This is a genomic window from Vibrio profundum (genome assembly GCF_050337555.1).
GTDB classification, from domain to species: Bacteria; Pseudomonadota; Gammaproteobacteria; order Enterobacterales; family Vibrionaceae; genus Vibrio; species Vibrio profundum.
Genome location: NZ_JAKJTA010000010.1, coordinates 121488 through 141446 on the forward strand (window position 1 = coordinate 121488; position 19959 = coordinate 141446).

The following is a 19959-nucleotide window of genomic DNA, read 5'->3' on the forward strand; positions in this document are numbered from 1 at the left end:
TTTAGGTATAGTTATAGCTCTTCTACATTTACACCTACTGTAATGGCGCCGATCACTTTGCCAGAAGCTGGGTCGGTTATGGCATAGCTTACCTGTGACTGGAACATCTGAGTGGACTCGTCTTCTTCTACGTCACCGATGTGATAAGCATTTGGCCCAGCTTGAAACGTTTTTTGCCATTTTGCTTCATCGCCTTGCCAATAATCTGAGGTCACCGAGCTTTGGGCAACATTTAATCCTTTGTCATCCATAACAAAAATTTCAGTAATGGCTCCGCTGCTGCCTTGCTGCATATCTTGCAATTTCTTTGATGTAGGGCTGGCTAATGTCTGCTCAATCATAGGGGCACTACTTTGGCCAACTTCCGCGCGCCATTTTTTGTCTAGCGAGATAATTTGATCTTGGGTTAGATCTTTATTCTCAACATTTTGCTTTTTGACCGCCGCGATAATTTCTGGGTCAGCGGCAATTGCTTTCACTTGGTTAGTTGCATAGCTGGTCAGCACTTCTTGATATTCATTTGCCGATAGGCTGAACGCGGTTACTAACATGCTAATCAATAACATCACATTTTTCATAGAAATTTCCCTTTCTAGGATGATTAAAAATGTATAAGTTTAGCGTAGGCAACAATGATATATATGTGAAATGAATGAGTGTTTTTTCTTTATCAAAATTGAGAATCAATTAAGGAATGCATTATATCGAATCAACTCTTCGCTCTGTAGACCTGTTTTAGCTAATTTGCTATGTACCAGATTTCGATGAACAAGATTTCGATGTGCCAGATTTTGACGTGCGATTGCTACAACCGTGGAATCAGAAGGGGAACGATTTTTCGCAGATATGTGGCTCAGGCGAGTTAAATTTTCGCAGACATAATACGGCCGCTAAAGTAGTCGTTACTGACGATGTATTCGGTGTTACGAATCAGTTCATCTTGGATATAAGCCCAATGCAATGGGTCGCTGCCTGAGGTTGGGCTAACGGATGGCACGACCCCCCCAACACGGATATTAAATGGTGTCAGCTCTTTGGCCCAACTTTGGGTGAAGCCAGACACTAAGGAAACCACATTATCGAGTCCTGAGAGATCTTGGCAAGCTTCTAATGAGATCACATTGACGATGACGCCTTTCTTATTGTCCTGCCTCATACGTTCCGCGGTCGCGTGGCCAAAATTAAACAGTGTTGAAGCCATAAGGGTCATCGTTTGAGTCAAAATATCTGGCGAATAGTCGTCTAATAAGCTTGGCATAGAGTAGACGGGCCAATTATTGACAAGCACATTGGGAGAGGTGTGATGTTTGTTGTGCATAAAGTCGAATAGCTGCTCAATGGCGGCTTGATTGTAATTCGGAAGATGAAAAGAACTGACGTGCTCCGAGATATTACAGCAGCGTTGGTAGGCATAGGCTAGCTTACTTTTATTTTGGTCACACAAGACCACTGTAGCACCGAGTGAGCAGAAATGTGCGGCAAGGGTTTCCCCTAAATTTGAACCCGCGGAGGTAACTAAAACCACTGCGCTTTGTATATCCATTGAAGCTCCTGACTCCAGCTACTTTTAGCGCGGCTAGAGGTGAAAATGTCCACAAAGGATGGCTTAAACGAGCGTTAGCTGATGTGAATCGGCTCAAAGTTATGGTCGATATTCAAGAGGAAGAGTTGATTTGTTGATGTCAGTTCACAATAAATGTTTGTTTGTATCTGTGCGACCGAACGGAAAGATTAGGCCTGGAAGCTTATTTGGTCCTGGCGTCTCGCGCTAGTGAGTTGATCGTAAAGTTCATGGCTCAACTGAGTTTTTTCTTGCCTATTCCCCAACTCTCTGCGCTGGTGAGCGGATAAATTATGATAGGTTTCTTCTGGAAGATTGCCTGTGTCTTCTGGTCGGTAACTCAAGACTTCAGGTATTAGGTAGTGACTTAATTTGGCGCTTGGCAAGCCACCTGATTGAAACAATTCAGCGTGTTTGGCTGATACTGCGTAGCTTGATTGATCGTTAGTTAAGGGTTGCGGGGTGGGCAAGCCAAATCGCGTTCTTAACGTCGCTTCAGTTACGCTAAGCTCTTTAAGTGCGGTGGTTGGGATGCTATCACGAACATCATCCGAGAACAGGGCAAGAAGTAGAGAAAAATCAGCGCGACGACCACTTTGCACAGCGTGGCTTATACCTACACCGACGTTTAGCTCATTGATGATATTTGCTTTGTCTAAAGTGTTAATCTGCATGATGTTCTCCGTTGACTAATTCGTTAACGGCGGGGCATCAAACAACTTTAGGGAAAATAAAAAAGCCTGCGTGAGCAGGCTTAAAATCGATAAACAGAAAGAGCGATTATTTCGCTAGGTTTTCTGCTACGAATGTCCAGTTAACGAGTGCCCAGAAGCCATTCATGTAATCTGGACGAACATTACGGTAATCGATGTAGTAAGCATGTTCCCATAGATCAACAGTTAGAAGGGGAGTTGTGCCTTCTTCTGTTAGAGGAGTCGCAGCGTTAGATGTGTTAACGATGTCTAGAGAACCGTCTGCTTTCTTCACTAACCAAGTCCAAGAAGAACCAAAGTTGTTGATAGCAGAGTCAGTGAACTTAGCTTTAAATGCTTCGAAAGAACCGAATGCAGCGTTGATTGCATCAGCAACCGCGCCAGTTGGTTCGCCGCCAGCTTTAGGAGCAAGACAGTGCCAGTAGAAAGTGTGGTTCCAGATTTGTGCTGCGTTGTTGAACACTCCGCCAGTAGAAGTTTTGATGATCTCTTCTAGCGTTTTGCCTTCAAACTCAGTACCAGGGATAAGGCCGTTTAGTTTTACAACGTAAGTGTTGTGGTGCTTACCGTGGTGGAAATCTAGAGTTTCTGCTGAGATGTGTGGTTCTAGCGCGTTTTTCGCGAAAGGAAGAGCGGGTAGTTCAAATGCCATTGCTCGATTCTCCATTTAAGATGAGAGTATTCTCGATTGCTTCCAAAAATTATTTTTATTTCGTCGATGTGCCTGACTGCGGTACAGTTTAGCAAGTTTCAACTTTATTAAAAGAGTCTGTTAGGCAAATTATTATTGTCTTTTAGACGCATAAAATGTAGGGAGATTACGCCTTGGAAGTTAATCCCTCACAGAATCTATGCTTTTTATTCTTGGCTAATGGTTTAGAATAACCTCATTATGTGCCATCCATTCAGAAGTTGAGGAAGCAATGGAAACTATTGACAAGATTAAACAGCAAATTTCGGAAAACCCAATTCTACTTTTCATGAAGGGCTCTCCTAAATTGCCTAGCTGCGGTTTTTCATCGCAAGCATCTCAAGCCCTGATGTCTTGTGGCGAAAAATTTGCTTACGTAGACATTCTGCAAAACCCAGACATTCGTGCTGAGTTGCCAGTTTACGCACAATGGCCAACTTTCCCTCAGCTTTGGATTGAAGGTGAGTTGATTGGTGGCTGTGACATCATTTTGGAAATGTTCCAAAAAGGTGAATTGCAACCGCTAGTGAAAGAAGCTGCTGCACGAATGGAAGAAGATTCGCAGTAATACTGTACAAAATAACAGTCTTTCTTGCTTTAGGGCCACAATTTCAATATTGTGGCCCTATTTAGTTCCGCTGACCGAAATCCGATGACTCGATTATTTATTGCTGAAAAACCCAGTTTGGGCCGAGCTATTGCCGCGGCATTACCTTCACCACAGAAGAAAGACCAAGGGTTTATCCGATGTGGCAATGGGGACATAGTGACTTGGTGTATTGGTCACCTATTAGAGCAAGTTGAGCCGGATGCCTATGATGAGCGGTATAAGAAGTGGAATATTAACGACCTGCCTATTATTCCTCAGCAATGGCAACTAAAACCCAGAAAAACAGCCAGTAAGCAGCTCACGGTTGTCCGGAAGCTGCTCAAAGAGGCAAGCCAAATTGTTCACGCAGGTGATCCAGATCGCGAAGGGCAGCTGTTGGTGGATGAAGTGATTGATTACTGCAAAGTCAGCAAGACTAAAAAAGCCAGTATGCAGCGCTTGTTGGTCAACGATCTCAACTTGCCCGCAGTGAAACGCGCACTGACTCAAATGCGCAGCAACGGTGAATTTATTCCGTTGTCTATATCAGCGCTGGCTCGCTCTCGCGCCGACTGGCTTTATGGTATGAACATGTCGCGCGCCTTTACCTTACTGGGTCAGCGTGCGGGTTATCAGGGTGTACTGTCGGTTGGCAGAGTGCAGACCCCCGTGCTCGGTTTAGTGGCGCGCAGAGATGAAACCATCGAAAATTTTTTGCCTAAAGACTATTTCACGTTGCATGCCTTGATTCCTTATCAAGACAATCAAGGTGAGTTTGATATCCGCGCAAAATGGCAGCCAAGTGAAGCGTGTCGTTCTTGGCAAGACGAAGAAGGGCGAGTTTTAAGCCGAAAACTGGTGGAGAATGTGGCCAGTCGCATTGCCAACCAGCCCGCAACAGTGACGGAATCGGAGCATAAACAAACCAAGCAAAATGCACCGTTACCATACTCTTTATCTGCACTACAGATTGATGCCGCGAAACGTTTTGGTATGAGCGCGCAAATGGTGTTGGATACTTGCCAGTCGTTATACGAAAAGTATCAGTTGATTACCTATCCCCGTTCAGATTGTCGTTATCTACCGGTTGAACATTTCTCTCAAGCGAATGCGGTGACCTCGGCGATATTTAACAACTCGCAAGCTTTGGCGAATACAGGGCGAGAGGCCGACATCAGCAGAAAGTCGAAAGCTTGGAATGACAAAAAAGTCGATGCTCACCATGCCATTATTCCCACACCTAAAAAGCAAGCGACAGGCTCATTAAATAGTAACGAAAGCAAAGTGTATGAATTGATTGCGCGTCAGTATTTAATGCAGTTCTTCCCACCGGCGACATATTCAGAGAGCAAACTAGTGTTTGATATTGCTGGAGGGGTGTTTATCTCTCGCGGCAAACAGCTTCTTAAACCAGGCTGGAAAGCATTGCTAGGCAAACAGGTCGAAGAAAAAGAGGACGCGGCTGACAAGGTGCCAGCATTAGAGAAAGGCGAAGTATTGCAATGCCGAGAAGGGCAAATTAAAGATTGTAAAACTGAGCCACCTAAGCACTTTACTGAAGCCACCTTGTTACAAGCGATGACGGGGATCGGTCGTTACGTCGAAGATAAAGAGCTGAAAAAAATCTTAAAGGAAACGGATGGGCTTGGCACTGAAGCCACCCGTGCGGGGATTTTGGATACTTTATTTAAAAGGCAGCTTCTTACTCGGCAAGGCAAATCGATTCATGCCTCAGAAGCAGGACGAGGATTAATTAATGCCTTACCGAAAGAGTCGACCTTACCTGACTTAACAGCTCATTGGGAGCACCAGCTGCAAGCGATGACTGAGCGAACCCAGCCGTACCAGCCCTTTATGGATAAATTGACAGAGCGGGTGACTGAATTAATGACTCAGGCTAAATCCGGCCCAGTCCCTGAGTCTTTACGCTCATTACCTGCGGTGAAACGGCCAGCGTTTAAGAAAAAGCGAGCAGCTAGCCGGACGCGCCGCGCCAAGGCCAAGTAATGATGAGTTGTTAATTCGTTTCCACGTTTTTTTGATTTAGATACTAAAGATTGATTTATGATTCCACTGGTTTATCACCCTATTTACTCCGACCTACCTTTGCCGGAAGGGCATCGTTACCCGATCAATAAATATCGCCTATTGCATCAAGCGCTAGAGAAGCAGGCTTTGCTAGGTGATGCTGAACAATTATGGCAAGTGCATCAACCATGGCCATTGACCGTTGATCAGGTTTGTCATGTCCATGACTCAGAGTATGTCGGCCAGCTCTCGCAAGGCACTCTTGCGGCGGCTAAAATGCGCCGTATCGGATTTCCATGGAGTGAGCAACTAATTGAGCGTACGTTAACCTCAGCGGGGGGAACTTGTCTGACCGCTGAGCTGGCGATTGAATCTGGACTGGCTATTCATCTCAGTGGGGGTTATCACCATGCTCACTATGACTTTGGTAGTGGCTTCTGTTTGTTTAACGATTTGGTGTTGGCAGCGAATCAAGTTTTGCAGCATGAGTCGGTTGATAAAGTATTGATTATCGATAGTGACGTTCATCATGGTGATGGCACGGCGACCTTGTGCGCCGCACGCGATGATATCGTGACTGTCTCATTTCATTGCGAGAAAAACTTTCCCGCTCGCAAGCCAGACTCTGATTTGGATATCGCTCTACCTAAAAACATTCAAGATGCTGAGTTTCTCGACCACTTCACGTGCGTAGTGGAAATGGCCATTCGTTTGCATCAACCGGATCTGATTATTTATGACGCCGGCGTTGATATCCATTGTGATGATGAACTTGGCTATTTTGATGTTTCAACGCAGGCGATATATCAACGTGACTGCTTTATGCTGCGTACGGCAAAGGAACACCAGTTACCGATCGCTTGTGTCGTGGGTGGAGGTTATCGTTCTCAGCATTCAGATTTAGTCCCTATCCATATGCAGTTGATTCAGGCGGCGCTGGATGTGAAATGATGGCAGATTTTCACTCCATTAAGAGAAAAAAGCTGGAATAAAAAACACCGTTCAATATAATGCAGCACCTTCCTATTGATATCGATTGCAACACTATGAACACAAATAGACTGATCAAAACCGTAACTCTGCTAGCTTTACTAAGCTCAGCCCCTTCTGCTTACGCGAACGTAGACCTTACTTCAGATAATCAAAATGCGATTGGTGTTGCGGCGGGTTATGGCAGCATGACAGCCAAAACTGAGGCGCAATCCACGGAAGATGACGATGCTTTGGTTAGTGATATCTACTATAGGCGCATGCTTTCTTCATCCTTTGGTGTTGAATTAGGTTATAAAAGTGCATCGGAAGGCTTTACCTCGGTCTTTAGCTCTATTTCTGAAGTCAGGGATATTGAGTTTAGCGGACCAAGAATGAGTGGTTATGCTCGTTACCCGTTAGGTGGTGGTTTTGAGATTTATGGTAAAGCGGGTGTCACTTACTACACCACGGACTACACCTTGGTCGAAAATAATACTTCGCGAGACATCAGTGATTCTAGCATTGGTGGTGAGGTAGCTGGCGGGCTAGGTTGGCGCTACGAGCACCTTGGCTTAAACCTTGAGTACAACTATGCAAAAGACCGTAATATAGAGTCACCAGTGGTGATGTTGGGTGCCAGCATTCTCTTCTAAATTGGCTTTTTATTGAATGCACAATATCTCTATGGTTCTTCCGTGCCAAACCGACCTCTCTTTATTTTCCCCTTGTTTGAGATAGGTTTGGCTCTAACACTCGTTCTTTTTTGGTTCGCGGTTCCTATCTAACATACTGAAAATAAAAGTCATAATCTTTCTGTTGTGATTGTTTTTTTTCCTTAAGTTTCTCTTAAGTTTGCTCCCGTATCTTGTATATAAACCAAATACGAGGGTTTTCTATGACCAACAACATGATTAAGCGCAAACCAGTTTTGCAAGTAGTGGATATCAACCACCCACTATGGGATGAAGTGACTCAGCAAGTTTCACGTCGTTATCAGCATGCTTTTGGCGCCGTCCTGCAGACCTACATGCCAACATTCTTAGTGATGATGTCGGGTGAGAGAATCATTTCTATTTGCGGCTATCGCTCAGCCAAACGAGATGGTTTGTTCCTAGAGCAATATCTTACAGGCAAAGTGGAAGTGGTGTTGTCCAACGTGTTTGAGCACCCGATCAGCCGTAGCAAATTGGTGGAGTTTGGCCAACTGTCTGTGTTTACTCGCGGTACTTCTCCTGCTCATTTCTTGATGATCGCTGAGTTTTTGGTGAGCCAAGGCTTCGAATGGGGCGTGTGTACGGCCACTGATCCGCTTTATGCCCTGATGTCTCGTTTGGGGTTACAGCCAACGTTAATCACTGATGCTGACAAAGACCGTGTTCCCGGTGCGAACCAGACTTGGGGGACCTACTATCAAACTCAGCCGAGGGTTCTGGCGGGAAACTTGAAAATGGGTCTAGAACACCTTCGCTCACTCTATTTTGACACTCAGACGTTATCGACAGGAAGCTAATATGAATAAGATATTGCAGGCGCTAGAAATTCACGCTCAAACCAGAGCAAATGATGTAGCTTTCGTCGGACAGACCGATGACGGTGACGAACGATCTTTAACCTACTTGCAGCTCAGTCAGCGAGTTGAACAGGCCGCACAATCGCTAAAAGAGTTAAATGTTTCGTGTATTGCACTACGCGCAGAAAATAGTCTTGATTGGTTAGTCGTCGATTTGGCCGCTATGAAAGCCAATGTCGTTCTAGTACCAGTACCAACATTTTTCTCCGATCAGCAAGTAGCACACACGTTAGCGAAAGCCAACGTCGAACTGCTGGTCGGTGACTGGCAGCGCGATCACAATGGCGCTCAATTGGAGTCTGTTGCCCGAGTTAGTGCTCTGCCAATATATCGCCATTCAGTGGCAATGAGCGAGAGTAGCGTTCTGCCAACAACCGTAAAAATTACCTTTACCTCGGGGTCGACAGGGTCACCAAAAGGTGTGTGTTTAAGTCAGGAAAACCTTGATCTCGTTGCTCACGCACTGGCAGAGAGCATGACATCTGAAGGGCAACCTCACCTAGTATTGCTTCCACTATCAACCTTGCTTGAGAACATTACCGGTATTTACGTACCACTGATATTAGGGGTGACGTCTTCAATCTATCACGGTTCAACGCTTGGCCTGATGGGCTCAAGCCAATTTGAACCACAAGTGTTTGCTCAGGCATTGGCTAAGTACCAGCCAAGCAGTCTAGTGTTAACCCCAGCTATTTTAATGGCACTTTTACATCTTGCTCAAATTAGCCCAGCGCTGGTGCGCTCATTGAAATTTGTCGCCGTTGGCGGCGCGAAAGTCGCGCCTGAGTTAATTGCAAAGGCGCACCAATTGGGTATCCCCGCCTTTGAAGGTTACGGTTTGTCTGAGTGCGGGTCCGTGGTGAGTTTGAATACAGATAAACACGCGAAACCGGGTACGTGCGGCCAATTGTTATCACACGTGGAAGGCAAGATTTCAGATGATGGTGAGTTGCTGGTCAAAGGCAATATTGCTTTGGGCTATTTGGGTGAACCGTTTGAGCAGCAATGGCTGGCGACAGGCGATTTAGCCTCGATGGACGAAGACGGTTTTGTCACCATTGTCGGGCGTAAGAAAAACCAAATTATCACCGGTTTTGGCCGCAATGTCTCACCAGAGTGGATTGAATCCCAAGCGCAGTTGTTTGCGCCTGCTTGTCCTATCGTTGTCACGGGGGAAGCTCAAATGGCATTGAGTGCAGTGGTGGCTAAACGTGATGATATCGCCAGTAGTATCGATAAATTGAACCGCACATTGCCCGATTACGCCCGTATTAAAAACGTACTTGTGGTGGAAGATTTCAGCTCTCGAACCACTTGGTTTACCGACAATGGTCGTCCAAGACGAGCAGTAATGGAAGCTTGGGCCCGTGCACAACTTAAAGAAAAAGGTTCGGATCGTTACGTGACTATCTTGACGTTAGATACTCAATTTGAACATCAAAAAATGCAGGGAAAAACGATGACTAATACAACTGATTTCTTCCAAACACTTACTGAGAAAACCGCTCAAGCTCGCCATGAAATGTTGCAGGCACCTGTGTTCGAATCCTGCTTGCGTGGTGAGATTGATAAAGACTTGTATATCGACTTTTTGACACAGGCTTATCACCACGTCAAACATACCGTACCGCTTTTGATGGCCTGTGGCGGACGTCTACCAGAGAAGCATGAGTGGCTAAGAGAAGCGATTGCTGAATATATTGAAGAAGAAACCGGTCACCAAAAGTGGATTCTCAACGATATTGAAGCGTGCGGCGGAAACCGTGAACAAGTTCGATTAAATCAAGGGCGCGGCCAAGCCAGTCAAGCTATCGAGCTCATGCTTGCTTATCTTTATCACAACATCGATCGCCACAACCCGCTAGCTCTATTTGGCATGGTGTGGGTACTTGAAGGGACGAGCGTTGGCATTGGTGGTCAAATTGCACAAATGGTGAAAACGACATTAAACCTGCCTGAGAAGGCGATGACGTATCTCACTTCTCATAGTGTGCTCGATCAAGACCATATCCAATTCTTTGAGTCACTCATGAACCAAATTACGGATGAAAACGATCAGCAAGTCATCATCGATTCCGCCAATATGGTGTTTTCACTGTATGGCCAAATGTTGCGCGGTTTAGAGCTAAGTTCTGCGAGCGCGTTGGTGACGGAGTAATAGTATGAACCTAAGCAACAAACGTATTTTACTTACGGGGGCTTCGGGTGGCATTGGGCAAGAAATTGCGTTGAGCCTTGAAGCGCAAGGTGCCAAAGTCACTTTGGTGGCCCGCGATGAAACAAAGCTACTGGCAATTCGAGATTCACTGAATCGCCCAAATGAACACGAAATTCTGTCGGCGGATTTAGTCACCAATATAGGTCAAGAAAAGGTGAAAGCCTACGCCAAGCAGCAGGCAGAAAATGGTCAGGCGTTTAGCGTGGTAATCAATAACGCAGGCGTCAATCAATTTCAGTTCTTGTCTCAGCGTTCACCAGATTCGATTGAGCGAGAAGTGCAGATTAATCTTATCACTCCAATTACTCTGAGTCAGTCGGCACTGACTTGGTTAGAGAGGCCGGGGATTATTTTAAATATTGGTTCGACCTTTGGATCTATTGGTTATCCGGGATACGCCACTTACTGTGCGTCGAAAGGCGGCCTGCATCGCTTTAGTGAAGCTCTAGATAGGGAGTTGGATGGTTCTGGTATTCGAGTGCTGTATCTCGCCCCGCGTGCAACTAAAACGGAGCTGAACAACGATCAAGTGGTCGCGTTGAATCAGAAGTTGGGTAACAAAAGTGACTGCCCAGCAGTGGTCGCAGAGTATGTCAGTAAAATACTGCAAAGCGAAAAAAGCATGCAATGGATTGGTTGGCCTGAAAAAGTCTTTGCCCGCTTAAACCAAGTGTTTCCAAAATTAGTCAGTGGTTCGATTCGCAAACAGCAAGAAACTATCCACTACTTTATTAACCAAATTAGCAAATAGCCAAATCAGAAAATAGAGAGAAGGTTTATGAAACTTATTACTTACCCACGTGTATTAGCCTGCGCGATCGCGTTATTGAGTACGACGGCCTACGCCCAGCAACATTCATTACTCAAAGTACAAAAGGATTGGGCAGTGTGCCAGTATCAAACAAAGGGTAGCGACAAGCAAACCAAGTGCTTTGAACAAGTTATCACCCTTAATAAGCAAGATTTAAGCGCTAGAAAAGACAGTCCAGAGTTAATGGTTTGGCTAGCCATCAACAAAGCCTCCCTAGCTGGAGCAGAAGGCGGGCTTAGCGGTTTATCGCAGGCTAAGCAAGCGAAAAAAATCTTAGAGCAAGTTATTGAAAAATCACCGGAAACGTTACAAGGCTCTGCGTATACCAGTTTGGGTTCGCTATACTATAAAGTACCAGGTTGGCCAATTGGTTTCGGTGATGATAAAAAAGCGGAGCAACTGCTTAAAAAAGCGTTAAAAATCAATCCAAATGGCATCGATTCGAACTACTTCTACGGTGACTTTCTTGCGGAACAAGGTAAGAAGCAACAAGCCATCAAATATTTGACTCGCGCTAAGAACGCTGCAGCACGGCCAGATCGCCCACTGGCAGACCAAGGACGACAGCAAGATATTTCTAAAGTGTTAGAGAGCTTAAAATAACCTATGAGACTACTGTTGGTTGAAGATGATGCGCTGTTAGGTCAGTCGATGTTGGAATCTCTGACTCGTCGCGGTTATACCGTGGATTGGTTGGAGAAAGGCGGAGGAGTCACTAGTGCGCTAAAGGTAGAGCAATTTACTGCGGTGATCTTAGACTTAACGTTACCCGATATTGACGGCTTAGAAGTGTTAAAACGAATTCGTCAGGCGGGCTATGAGCTGCCAGTGATGATTTTGACTGCTCGTGATGACATCAATGACCGAGTTACTGGACTTGATTTAGGGGCCGATGAGTACATTGGCAAGCCATTTGCGCTAGAAGAGTTATTAGCGCGCTTGCGGGTGTTAATTCGCCGCCAATCTGGTAGCGCAAATGAGACGATTAGTGTGGGTGTCTTGTCTCTTTCTCTGTCTGAACAGAGTGTGTGGGTTGACCAGCAGCCGCTAAAGCTGACCCGGAATGAATTCAAGATCTTGGCGCATTTAATGACCCATGCGGGGCGCGTCATCAGCAAAGATCAACTCCTGCAATCGCTACATGGCTGGGACTTATCCGGCAGTGATAACGCGATTGAAGTGCATATTCATAATTTACGTAAAAAACTGCCGAATAAAGCGATCAAAAATATTCGTGGTGTAGGGTATATCATTGAAAAATAGCAAACCGTTTTCGATTAAACATCGCCTTATCTTTTCAGTGATCTTAATGTCATTCCTATTGATTGCTACCTCACTGTATTTTAATTTCCGCTCAGCACAGCATGAGGTGGAAGAAGTTTATGATGCAAGGTTAGGACAATCGGCGAAGTTACTATTGATTACGATTGCTTTTGAGCCAAATGATAAAACCTTTGCTAAACATCAGAAGTTGTTTGATTCATGGATGAAAGATATCCACCATTTATCGCCCGGTAATGATGATGGCCCCAACTCTTACGGTCATCCTTATGAGCGCAATATGCTGTTTCAGTTTTATCGCGATGGGAAGCTGTTGTGGAGCTCAAATCCAGATATTGGCGCATTTGCCCACGACAAAAACTATTCGGGCTATGGCTATATTAAGGCGGAAGGGGTGAAATGGAGATTCTTCCAATTGCCAATGCCGAATAAGAAACGTTACCCCGAATATGTCGTGGTAGCCGAAAAACAAAGTATTCGTCAAGAGATGGTTGATGACATGGGCTTATCGACAGCCTTGCCGCAGCTGGTGATGATCCCTTGTTTGATATTGCTTGTTATCTTTTTAATCAATAAGAATTTTAAGCCGATCAATGATCTTAAATTAGCCATTGCGCAGCGCAGCGCAAACAAGCTAGACAGGATTTACGTAGCGAATCAGACGGTAGAGCTTTTCCCATTAGTGGACGCGCTCAATGAGCTTCTGAATCAATTAGAGCAAGCGTGGCAGCGGGAAAAACGTTTCACGCGAATGGCGGCTCATGAGTTAAAGACGCCACTTACCATCTTGCGGTTGAATGCCGAAAATGCGCTTGGCAGTGAAAGTGAAGCGCAGCTCCATCAAGACTTAGACAATATTTTGAAAGGTATTGATAGAACCGATAGGTTACTGCATCAACTGCTAACGCTTGCCAAAGTGGAAAGCATGACGGATCTTGTTCGAGAACGAATCTTGGTATCGGATGTGCTCAAACGCTGTATCGCCGATTTGGCGCCGCTCGCTTTGCGTAACCAACAAGAACTTGGTTTTGCTGGGGAGGGAGGGCAAGTCCAGGGCGATGCAATTCTATTGAGCATTTTGTTTAGCAATCTGATTGATAATGCCATTCGCTATTCTGGGCATCGAAGTAGTATTGACGTTGATAGCTGGCAAGAAGATCAGCATTGGGTGGTGACGGTTTCTGATGATGGTGAAGATTTGACTGATGAAGCCCGTAAAAAGCTGTTCGATAGTTTCTATCGCGCCAATACGGAAAAAGGGGATGGTGCAGGATTGGGTATGGCCATCACTCGCGATATTGCGGCTTTACACCAAGCAAGCGTATCACTTCTGCCAAGAAAAGAAGGCAAAAATATCTTTGAGGTGCGTTTTTCTCAATAGAGCTTCAGCAACGTTATAGACCTCTGTATCATTCTCGGTAGTGGGCGATGTGTTGGCGAGCTGTCAATTCTTTTAAGTTTCGTCAGCATTCGGTAAATCTATCTAATCTGCGTGTTTGTCACACGTATTTCATTATATTCTGTATGTCTTGACCCCAGCATCGCCTGCGAGCTGGGGCAGACGTTTGACACTCATAAAGGGTTAGCATGAAAAACTATAAACTTACTACGAGCGCTGTGCTCGTCGCATTAATGCTATCAGGTTGTGCGTCTGAGATGCATAAACAAGACAATCATCCTAGTTCTGAAAAAAGCACTGCGACGGTTAGCACTAAGACGAAGGAAAGTCATAACGTTATCTATGTTGATCTCGATGCCAAGCTAGGAACGCACAATGGTACCAGCTGGCAGAATGCTTATCAGAAATTACCCATCGCGCTCGCGAAGGCCAAAACGGGCGATCAGATTTGGGTCGCTAAAGGTACCTACTATCCGACGACGAGCGATGACCGCTCGCAAAGTTTTCAAGTTGCGCATGGCGTAACACTCTATGGCGGGTTTAAAGGCACAGAAACATCACTCAAACAGCGTCATTGGCGCTCTCACAAAACGATTTTGAGTGGCAATATTGGTGACAAGAAAACGGATAAAGATAATAGCTATCACGTGATTATTGCTGGTAAAGGCTCGGTGATTGATGGTGTGATAGTACAAGATGGTTACGCTGATGGTGGATCTCGTGATGGCTACGGCGGTGGAACCTTGGCGTGGGGAATCAGCGCAGCACCCAAATTAGAAAACATGGAATTTAAGAATAATTATGCCAAGAAAGGCGGTGGGGCGTATTTTTATCAAAATGGTGGTAACACCCTCAATAACGTCACCTTTATGGATAACTCAGCCGAGCTGGGTGGGGCGATTGTTGCGGAGCAAGGATCTACACTGTCGATCGATGGTTCCACATTTAAAGGGAATGAAAGTACCGGTAACGCCGGCGCTGTGTTAGTTGATAAAGGCGCTCAACTGCAACTAAGCAATTCGTTGTTTAGTAGCAATTACTCTCAGGGAGATGGTGGTGCAATATTGATCAGTGAACAGCAGCTTAGTAAAAATAATCAGTTGCCAAGCATCCATGGTACAGCCTTTGTAAATAATCACGCCAATGTGTCTGGCGGCGCTATTTACACTCAAAACAAAGGACCTCTACAGATAGACCAGTCGTTTTTCTCCGGTAACACCAGCAAAAAAGGGGCATCGATTGCCAATGTTGCGGGCGGAAAGCTGACTCTCAAAGACACGCAAGTACAACCCGCTAGTGTTTATCAGCCAAGCGTAGCCCAATAATCAAACTGTTATTAAATTTGCAGAGAATAGCGGCATCAGCTGAGGTTTCTATATTGAATTTGGAAACCTCAGCGTTTCGCTAGACCAACTAGACCAAGAAGCTATCAAGCACGAATTGTTCCTTGATAAAGTCGATAAAGGTTCTTAGCCTTTTCGGTTGGTAGCGATCTCGGTGGTAAATCGCTGAAAACGGTACGGATGGGATTTGCCATTCAGGAAGTAAACTGACCAACCGTTTTTCCTGTACCTCTTGAAAGCAATACATGAGGGGGACGCGAATAATGCCATTGCCCTGTAAAGCTCCAGTGACTAACGCTCGTCCGTTCTTACAAATCAGCTGCGCATTGATGTTCACATCTTGGTGTTGCTGTATATCGCTACGTAGCTGATAGCTCCAACGCCCAACGGAGCCACGTAGGGTACGATGGTCTAACAAATCTTTAGGGCTAGCTGGTGCCCCATAGCGTTTAATATATTCGGGGCTGGCTAAAGTCACCATTTGAATGTCAGTGAGGTGCTTAGCAATAAAGCCAGCGTCTTCCAGCTTACCCATTCGGAACGCCACATCAAATTGATCTTCAATAAGGTCGATACGGTGGCTACTAAAATCGAGCTCAACGGTTACCTTTGGGTAGCGTTGCATAAATAACGCAATGTAGTGGGCGACCACATCCTCTCCCAAATGTCCGCCAACACAATTGACTCGAACTAGTCCTCGCACTTGCTCAGTATCATCGACTGCTGCAATCAATGCTTGCTCGACTTGTTTGAGTGCTTGCTCGCACTGTTTGTAAAACTGCTCTCCGGCGTGCGTCAGCTTTAAAGTACGAGTCGTTCTGGTCAGTAAGGTCACGCCCATTTGTGCCTCAAGGGCACTGATTTGTCTCGATACGTGTGAGCGCGATACCGACAGCGCATCGGCCGCTTTCGTGAAGTTGCCCAGTTGCGCAATCAGAACGAAAGAGCGTATATCCGCAAGGTTAATTTGATTTAGCATGCCTGAAGTTATTTGGTCGTTGTCTACAGCGTGATCCTAGATGGATTCAGTAGGATAGACAAGCAGATGGAGAACAATTGATTGGTATTGGGTGAATGTACGCTGCAGGAGTTATGGTAGGTAGATAGCAAAAAAGCCGCTGATAATCAGCGGCTTTTTCAATGTGGCGGAGAGATAGGGATTTGAACCCTAGAACCGCTATTAACGGTTGCCGGTTTTCAAGACCGGTGCTTTCGACCACTCAGCCATCTCTCCTTAACGGGGCGAGATATTATAGAGGCTGAGGTGGCTTGTAAAGCCTATTTTGTCTAAGTGGTGGTTTTGTGTGCTGAAAATAGGAAAAAAGTTTGTTTTGTTGATTTTATGAACAGAATTATTGGTTTAACGAACAAGCTTACTGGCTGAGTTAGGAATATTCAGTCCGAGGCTATTTCATTGAAAGTCACTTGATTGATCGTTATTTATTGATCGTTATTTTGTAGGAGTGGTCAATATACGGCGTAAAAAAGGAGGCTTAGCCTCCTTTAAGTGTGTTCATATTTTCGCGTCGGCCAATACCAGCTAATTATTCTTGGTGTAGAAGCGTTGCAGCTCCGTTAAGCCTTTCATGAGTACAGGCAGCGGTGGGTTATCATCTATCGGTTTGTAGTGCTCATCATAGAGCTCGTAGTTACCAAATTTATCGATTACCGCAGTCCGGTCATTGGTTATAAGCGCTAATTCTCGTGAATCACCTGCGAGTAGCCATTTGCGTTTGCTTTCATCAAACAGGCTGCGGCCACTACTGTAATAATACGGGTTTGATGATAAGCCCAGCACCTCTTGCAGAATAGACACAGAAAAATCGAGATGACTCGATCTGTGTTTGAATTTAGCTGGCAGCATACCCGGCCAATGGATAATCATTGGCACGTGCAATTGGAAGGCACTGTAGTTGGAATTTGAGCCCCACTTGTTTGTCTGGGTGTCGTTCATCTCCATACCGTGGTTGGAGGTGATAACAATGATAGTATTTTGGTTCAAGCCCAGCTCATGAATCTTTGCGAGTAGCTGTCCGATTTCCTGATCCGCAGTATCAACTGATTTATGGTAATCAGCGCTCAGCTGTTGTTCGGTAATGGGTTTATTGCCGTTGTAGTTAGAGAAATCTTTAACCGCTGTTAGCTCGATAAAGCTAAACCAAGGCTTTTTCACTGCTTGAGCCCAATCTGACCACTCTTGAATGGTTTGGCTATCTTTGGTTTGATCTGGGTTGAATTTGATATTGTCCAGCTTCATACCAGTGAAAATGGTGCCAGAAAACAGGTCATCGTTGAAGTTATCGCTGCTGAACAGGCCAAAGTGGTAGCCTTGTTTTTTCATTGCACTTAGCATAACTGGCGGGCTGCCTTGCGCTTGGATACTACTTGCATAGCTGCTTGGTAGTCCATAAAACAGACCGAACATGCCGTACATGTCATTACTGGAGCTGTAATGGTTACTAAAATCTAAGTTTTTTTGTGCATATTGATAGGCATTCGGCATTTGCTCCGCTGTTAAAGCGTTAGCTCTCAAATTGTCGATAGAAACGACCAAAACATTGAGGTGGTTTGCTCGGCGGTCGAACTTCAAAGGCTCTAACGGGTAGTCAACGAGGTGAACCTTGCCTTCATTTTCTGCTTGGCGCTTCAGGTAATCAGCGCGGTCGAGCAGGCCATGTTTCTCCATAAATGATTTCGCGGTCATCGGATAGGAGAGAGGGAAATTAGATTTCTGTGATGTTACAGGGTTGTAGAAATAGGCATCAGACCAAACGTAGGTTAGGTGACTGATAACAAAACAAACGAAAAAGACCGCCGCTAATGGGCGACCGACTCGCTTATGAGTTAATCTTCTTTGTTTGCGCCACACCCATTCAGATAGCCCTAATTCCAGCATAAAAATCAAAGGCATGACGACAAACAGGTGCTGTAGATCGGTACTGATCGCGCTATTACCATCACTAAACAACACTTCCCAAACCACTCGGTTTAAGTGCAGATTAATGATCTGGTAGGCTTGGGTATCAATGAGAAGGAGAGTGAGGCCAATAGTGGAAAAGCACACTGCCACTAAACGGAACAGCTTGCGAGAGGGTATCAAAAACGTAAGTGGGAACAGGATCAGCAGGTATAGTGCGAAGACTAGAAAGCTAAAATGCCCTACCCAAGACGCAGCGAGATAAAATTGCCCGAGTAGGGTTTCTGGCCACGGCGAGTGAATGATGTAACGGGTGCCAATCAGCATCGCAGCGATAATGTTGAAGAAGGCAAACCAGTGCCCCCATCCAACTAAACGCGAAACTCGCTCTCCGTAAGTGTTTCCGTTATCTACCATGTGTCGTTTTGATACCCAGTCAAATTAATGAGTAGTGATTTCTAGAGATGACATCAAGGCTTGAGCAAACTTATCAGCAATTTCTTTACGCTGAGCGGCTGCAATGTTTTGATTGATGATGTTGGTTGCAATGTTACCAGCAATCATCAAGCTAAGTTCAGGAGATGCTTCATGTTTTTTTAGCACGGAAGCAACTTCAGCCAGAATTTGTTCGACTTGATTGTCGGTGTACTTGGATGTAATAGGCATAATATCTCTAAAGATGATAGTCAAAGCGGCTTATGATAACCTACTATGCCATACAACTTAAACCAAGTAAGACGATAATTTTACAATGAGTCTCTCTCTTTCTAATGTTATTCTACACCAGATTAAAAAAAATGATCATGAAGATCTTATAGTTAACTATCGATCAGAATCGCTGGAGCATAATTCTTCTAGTGAAAATTTGGTGGCGGAGCTACACCGAGTGTTTAACGCCAAGGCAGGTAAAGGGTTTGGTGTTTTCCGTGAAGACAGCGAATTCCAAAGTCAGTTGAATGAGTTGCGCGGAGGCGACACTGAATTTTATTCGTTTTCACAGTTTTGTGCGACTCACCTCAAACAAGAAATTGCTAAGTACCCGTTTGCTGACGAGGGCATTTTAGTGCTTGCTCATTATCAGTCTCTAGCAACCGATTACCTGTTTATCGGTTTGTTGCCTTCGAACAGTAGTTTAAAGGTGACTGAAGGGCTGGAAATCAGTGCAACCGATTACCTTGATATCTCTAAAATGGATATTGCGGCCCGCATTGATTTGTCTAGTTATGAGACAGCTCCTGAATCAAAGCGCTATCTTGCTTATATTAAAGGTCGAGTCGGACGTAAAGTATCGGACTTTTTCATGGATTTCCTGCAAGCGGAAACTGGGCTAGATACTAAGCAGCAAAGTTTAGTGATGATGCAGGCGGTGCAAGATTTTTGCAGCGATTCAAAACTGGAAAAAACGGAAGTTGATACGGTTAAAAAACAGGTTGTTGAATATTGCAATGAGCAAATCAAGGCAGGGGAAGATGTGCAAATTCAAGAGCTCTCTGCCGAACTGCCCACCAGCACCGATGGTGCGAGCTTCTTAAATTACACTCAGGATCAAGGTTACTCATTGGAAGAGAGTTTTCCTGCTGATCGCGCCATAGTACGCAAGCTAACTAAGTATGTTGGAGCTGGAGGCGGTCTTAATATCACCTTTGATAGTTTATTGTTGGGCGAAAGAGTTTTTTACGATCCGGAAACAGATACCTTGACCATTAAGGGAATTCCACCGAACCTTAAAGATCAGCTAACGCGGAATCAGTAAAAAATCATAGAAAAGAGTGCGGTAGCACTCTTTTTTGTTATTTCAGCATAGCAATTATCCCAGCAACTGATTATATGATTGTATAGGTGAAAATTTGTTTGCTGAAAGGATTT

Annotated in this window: 19 protein-coding genes, 1 tRNA gene and 1 pseudogene; 13 read left to right on the plus strand and 8 right to left on the minus strand. The window is 45.0% G+C overall.

Going from position 1 to position 19959, the window contains the following annotated elements; translation table 11 throughout:
• Window positions 1-11: 11 nt before the first annotated feature.
• From L4C34_RS11295 to sodB, 4 genes are all read right to left on the minus strand, one after another.
• Window positions 12-578: a hypothetical protein gene (locus L4C34_RS11295; protein WP_428789440.1), complete on the minus strand. Its 567-nt coding sequence runs from the start codon at window positions 576-578 to the stop codon at window positions 12-14.
• Between the two features lie 284 nt (window positions 579-862).
• The gene (locus L4C34_RS11300; RefSeq protein WP_428789441.1) at window positions 863-1543 is read right to left on the minus strand and encodes an SDR family oxidoreductase; all 681 of its coding nucleotides are present in this window, start codon (window positions 1541-1543) and stop codon (window positions 863-865) included.
• 188 nt (window positions 1544-1731) lie between these two features.
• Window positions 1732-2235: a VC2046/SO_2500 family protein gene (locus tag L4C34_RS11305; protein WP_428789442.1), complete on the minus strand. Its 504-nt coding sequence runs from the start codon at window positions 2233-2235 to the stop codon at window positions 1732-1734.
• Window positions 2236-2341: 106 nt separating this feature from the next.
• Window positions 2342-2926 carry a superoxide dismutase [Fe] gene (gene sodB, locus L4C34_RS11310; RefSeq protein ID WP_428789443.1) on the minus strand — a complete coding sequence of 195 codons (585 nt, stop codon included), beginning with the start codon at window positions 2924-2926 and terminating at the stop codon, window positions 2342-2344.
• Window positions 2927-3197: 271 nt separating this feature from the next.
• Here sodB and L4C34_RS11315 point away from each other — a divergent pair, with 271 nt between their 5' ends.
• The 12 genes and pseudogenes from L4C34_RS11315 (at window position 3198) to L4C34_RS11370 (ending at window position 15158) form a co-directional block, all read left to right on the plus strand.
• Window positions 3198-3533, plus strand: a complete 336-nt coding sequence (locus L4C34_RS11315) for a Grx4 family monothiol glutaredoxin (protein ID WP_428789444.1) — start codon at window positions 3198-3200, stop codon at window positions 3531-3533.
• Between the two features lie 84 nt (window positions 3534-3617).
• Window positions 3618-5561: a DNA topoisomerase III gene (locus tag L4C34_RS11320; protein ID WP_428789445.1), complete on the plus strand. Its 1944-nt coding sequence runs from the start codon at window positions 3618-3620 to the stop codon at window positions 5559-5561.
• A gap of 57 nt (window positions 5562-5618) precedes the next feature.
• Window positions 5619-6533, plus strand: coding sequence for a histone deacetylase family protein (locus tag L4C34_RS11325; RefSeq protein WP_428789446.1), 915 nt, complete (start codon window positions 5619-5621; stop codon window positions 6531-6533).
• Between the two features lie 95 nt (window positions 6534-6628).
• Window positions 6629-7207: an outer membrane beta-barrel protein gene (locus L4C34_RS11330; protein ID WP_428789447.1), complete on the plus strand. Its 579-nt coding sequence runs from the start codon at window positions 6629-6631 to the stop codon at window positions 7205-7207.
• A 242-nt stretch (window positions 7208-7449) separates the two neighbouring features.
• Entirely contained in the window at window positions 7450-8064 is a 615-nt protein-coding gene (locus tag L4C34_RS11335; protein WP_428789448.1) for a thermostable hemolysin, read from the plus strand.
• Between the two features lies 1 nt (window position 8065).
• Window positions 8066-9091: pseudogene (locus tag L4C34_RS11340) on the plus strand (AMP-binding protein); the annotation flags it as partial.
• 492 nt (window positions 9092-9583) lie between these two features.
• Complete coding sequence (locus L4C34_RS11345) at window positions 9584-10282, plus strand: iron-containing redox enzyme family protein (RefSeq protein WP_428789514.1); 699 nt, start codon at window positions 9584-9586, stop codon at window positions 10280-10282.
• Between the two features lie 4 nt (window positions 10283-10286).
• Window positions 10287-11093, plus strand: a complete 807-nt coding sequence (locus L4C34_RS11350) for an SDR family oxidoreductase (RefSeq protein ID WP_428789449.1) — start codon at window positions 10287-10289, stop codon at window positions 11091-11093.
• Window positions 11094-11120: 27 nt separating this feature from the next.
• Window positions 11121-11756, plus strand: coding sequence for a tetratricopeptide repeat protein (locus tag L4C34_RS11355; protein WP_428789450.1), 636 nt, complete (start codon window positions 11121-11123; stop codon window positions 11754-11756).
• Between the two features lie 3 nt (window positions 11757-11759).
• Window positions 11760-12416, plus strand: a complete 657-nt coding sequence (locus tag L4C34_RS11360; RefSeq protein WP_428789451.1) for a response regulator — start codon at window positions 11760-11762, stop codon at window positions 12414-12416.
• Window positions 12406-13815 (plus strand): ATP-binding protein, encoded by a 1410-nt coding sequence (locus L4C34_RS11365; RefSeq protein WP_428789452.1) that lies wholly within the window; start codon window positions 12406-12408, stop codon window positions 13813-13815. The genes L4C34_RS11360 and L4C34_RS11365 overlap by 11 nt, the downstream gene beginning before the upstream one ends.
• A gap of 206 nt (window positions 13816-14021) precedes the next feature.
• Window positions 14022-15158, plus strand: coding sequence for a hypothetical protein (locus L4C34_RS11370; protein WP_428789453.1), 1137 nt, complete (start codon window positions 14022-14024; stop codon window positions 15156-15158).
• Between the two features lie 88 nt (window positions 15159-15246).
• On the opposite strand, the gene L4C34_RS11375 is transcribed toward L4C34_RS11370, so the two are convergent.
• The 4 genes from L4C34_RS11375 to L4C34_RS11390 all read right to left on the minus strand — a co-directional run bounded on the left by L4C34_RS11375 (window position 15247) and on the right by L4C34_RS11390 (window position 18759).
• Window positions 15247-16155 carry a LysR family transcriptional regulator gene (locus tag L4C34_RS11375; protein WP_428789454.1) on the minus strand — a complete coding sequence of 303 codons (909 nt, stop codon included), beginning with the start codon at window positions 16153-16155 and terminating at the stop codon, window positions 15247-15249.
• A gap of 164 nt (window positions 16156-16319) precedes the next feature.
• Window positions 16320-16410: transfer RNA gene (locus L4C34_RS11380), tRNA-Ser, on the minus strand.
• A gap of 306 nt (window positions 16411-16716) precedes the next feature.
• Window positions 16717-18510: a DUF3413 domain-containing protein gene (locus L4C34_RS11385; RefSeq protein WP_428789455.1), complete on the minus strand. Its 1794-nt coding sequence runs from the start codon at window positions 18508-18510 to the stop codon at window positions 16717-16719.
• 24 nt (window positions 18511-18534) lie between these two features.
• On the minus strand, window positions 18535-18759 hold the full coding sequence (locus L4C34_RS11390; RefSeq protein ID WP_428789456.1) for a YejL family protein: 225 nt from the start codon (window positions 18757-18759) through the stop codon (window positions 18535-18537).
• Window positions 18760-18844: 85 nt separating this feature from the next.
• Between L4C34_RS11390 and yejK the strand changes: the two genes are divergently transcribed.
• Complete coding sequence (gene yejK, locus L4C34_RS11395) at window positions 18845-19846, plus strand: nucleoid-associated protein YejK (RefSeq protein ID WP_428789457.1); 1002 nt, start codon at window positions 18845-18847, stop codon at window positions 19844-19846.
• Window positions 19847-19959 lie beyond the last annotated feature (113 nt).

What these genes read in the sequence shown, in the direction of transcription:
- L4C34_RS11320 (WP_428789445.1), top strand. Translation starts at nt 3,618, where the DNA reads ATGACTCGATTATTTATTGCTGAAAAACCCAGTTTGGGCCGAGCTATT.
- L4C34_RS11375 (WP_428789454.1), bottom strand. Translation starts at nt 16,155, where the DNA reads ATGCTAAATCAAATTAACCTTGCGGATATACGCTCTTTCGTTCTGATT.
- L4C34_RS11300 (WP_428789441.1), bottom strand. Translation starts at nt 1,543, where the DNA reads ATGGATATACAAAGCGCAGTGGTTTTAGTTACCTCCGCGGGTTCAAAT.
- L4C34_RS11350 (WP_428789449.1), top strand. Translation starts at nt 10,287, where the DNA reads ATGAACCTAAGCAACAAACGTATTTTACTTACGGGGGCTTCGGGTGGC.
- L4C34_RS11345 (WP_428789514.1), top strand. Translation starts at nt 9,584, where the DNA reads ATGACTAATACAACTGATTTCTTCCAAACACTTACTGAGAAAACCGCT.
- L4C34_RS11325 (WP_428789446.1), top strand. Translation starts at nt 5,619, where the DNA reads ATGATTCCACTGGTTTATCACCCTATTTACTCCGACCTACCTTTGCCG.
- L4C34_RS11305 (WP_428789442.1), bottom strand. Translation starts at nt 2,235, where the DNA reads ATGCAGATTAACACTTTAGACAAAGCAAATATCATCAATGAGCTAAAC.
- L4C34_RS11385 (WP_428789455.1), bottom strand. Translation starts at nt 18,510, where the DNA reads ATGGTAGATAACGGAAACACTTACGGAGAGCGAGTTTCGCGTTTAGTT.
- yejK (WP_428789457.1), top strand. Translation starts at nt 18,845, where the DNA reads ATGAGTCTCTCTCTTTCTAATGTTATTCTACACCAGATTAAAAAAAAT.
- L4C34_RS11335 (WP_428789448.1), top strand. Translation starts at nt 7,450, where the DNA reads ATGACCAACAACATGATTAAGCGCAAACCAGTTTTGCAAGTAGTGGAT.
- L4C34_RS11330 (WP_428789447.1), top strand. Translation starts at nt 6,629, where the DNA reads ATGAACACAAATAGACTGATCAAAACCGTAACTCTGCTAGCTTTACTA.
- L4C34_RS11355 (WP_428789450.1), top strand. Translation starts at nt 11,121, where the DNA reads ATGAAACTTATTACTTACCCACGTGTATTAGCCTGCGCGATCGCGTTA.
- L4C34_RS11370 (WP_428789453.1), top strand. Translation starts at nt 14,022, where the DNA reads ATGAAAAACTATAAACTTACTACGAGCGCTGTGCTCGTCGCATTAATG.
- L4C34_RS11390 (WP_428789456.1), bottom strand. Translation starts at nt 18,759, where the DNA reads ATGCCTATTACATCCAAGTACACCGACAATCAAGTCGAACAAATTCTG.
- L4C34_RS11315 (WP_428789444.1), top strand. Translation starts at nt 3,198, where the DNA reads ATGGAAACTATTGACAAGATTAAACAGCAAATTTCGGAAAACCCAATT.
- L4C34_RS11360 (WP_428789451.1), top strand. Translation starts at nt 11,760, where the DNA reads ATGAGACTACTGTTGGTTGAAGATGATGCGCTGTTAGGTCAGTCGATG.
- sodB (WP_428789443.1), bottom strand. Translation starts at nt 2,926, where the DNA reads ATGGCATTTGAACTACCCGCTCTTCCTTTCGCGAAAAACGCGCTAGAA.
- L4C34_RS11295 (WP_428789440.1), bottom strand. Translation starts at nt 578, where the DNA reads ATGAAAAATGTGATGTTATTGATTAGCATGTTAGTAACCGCGTTCAGC.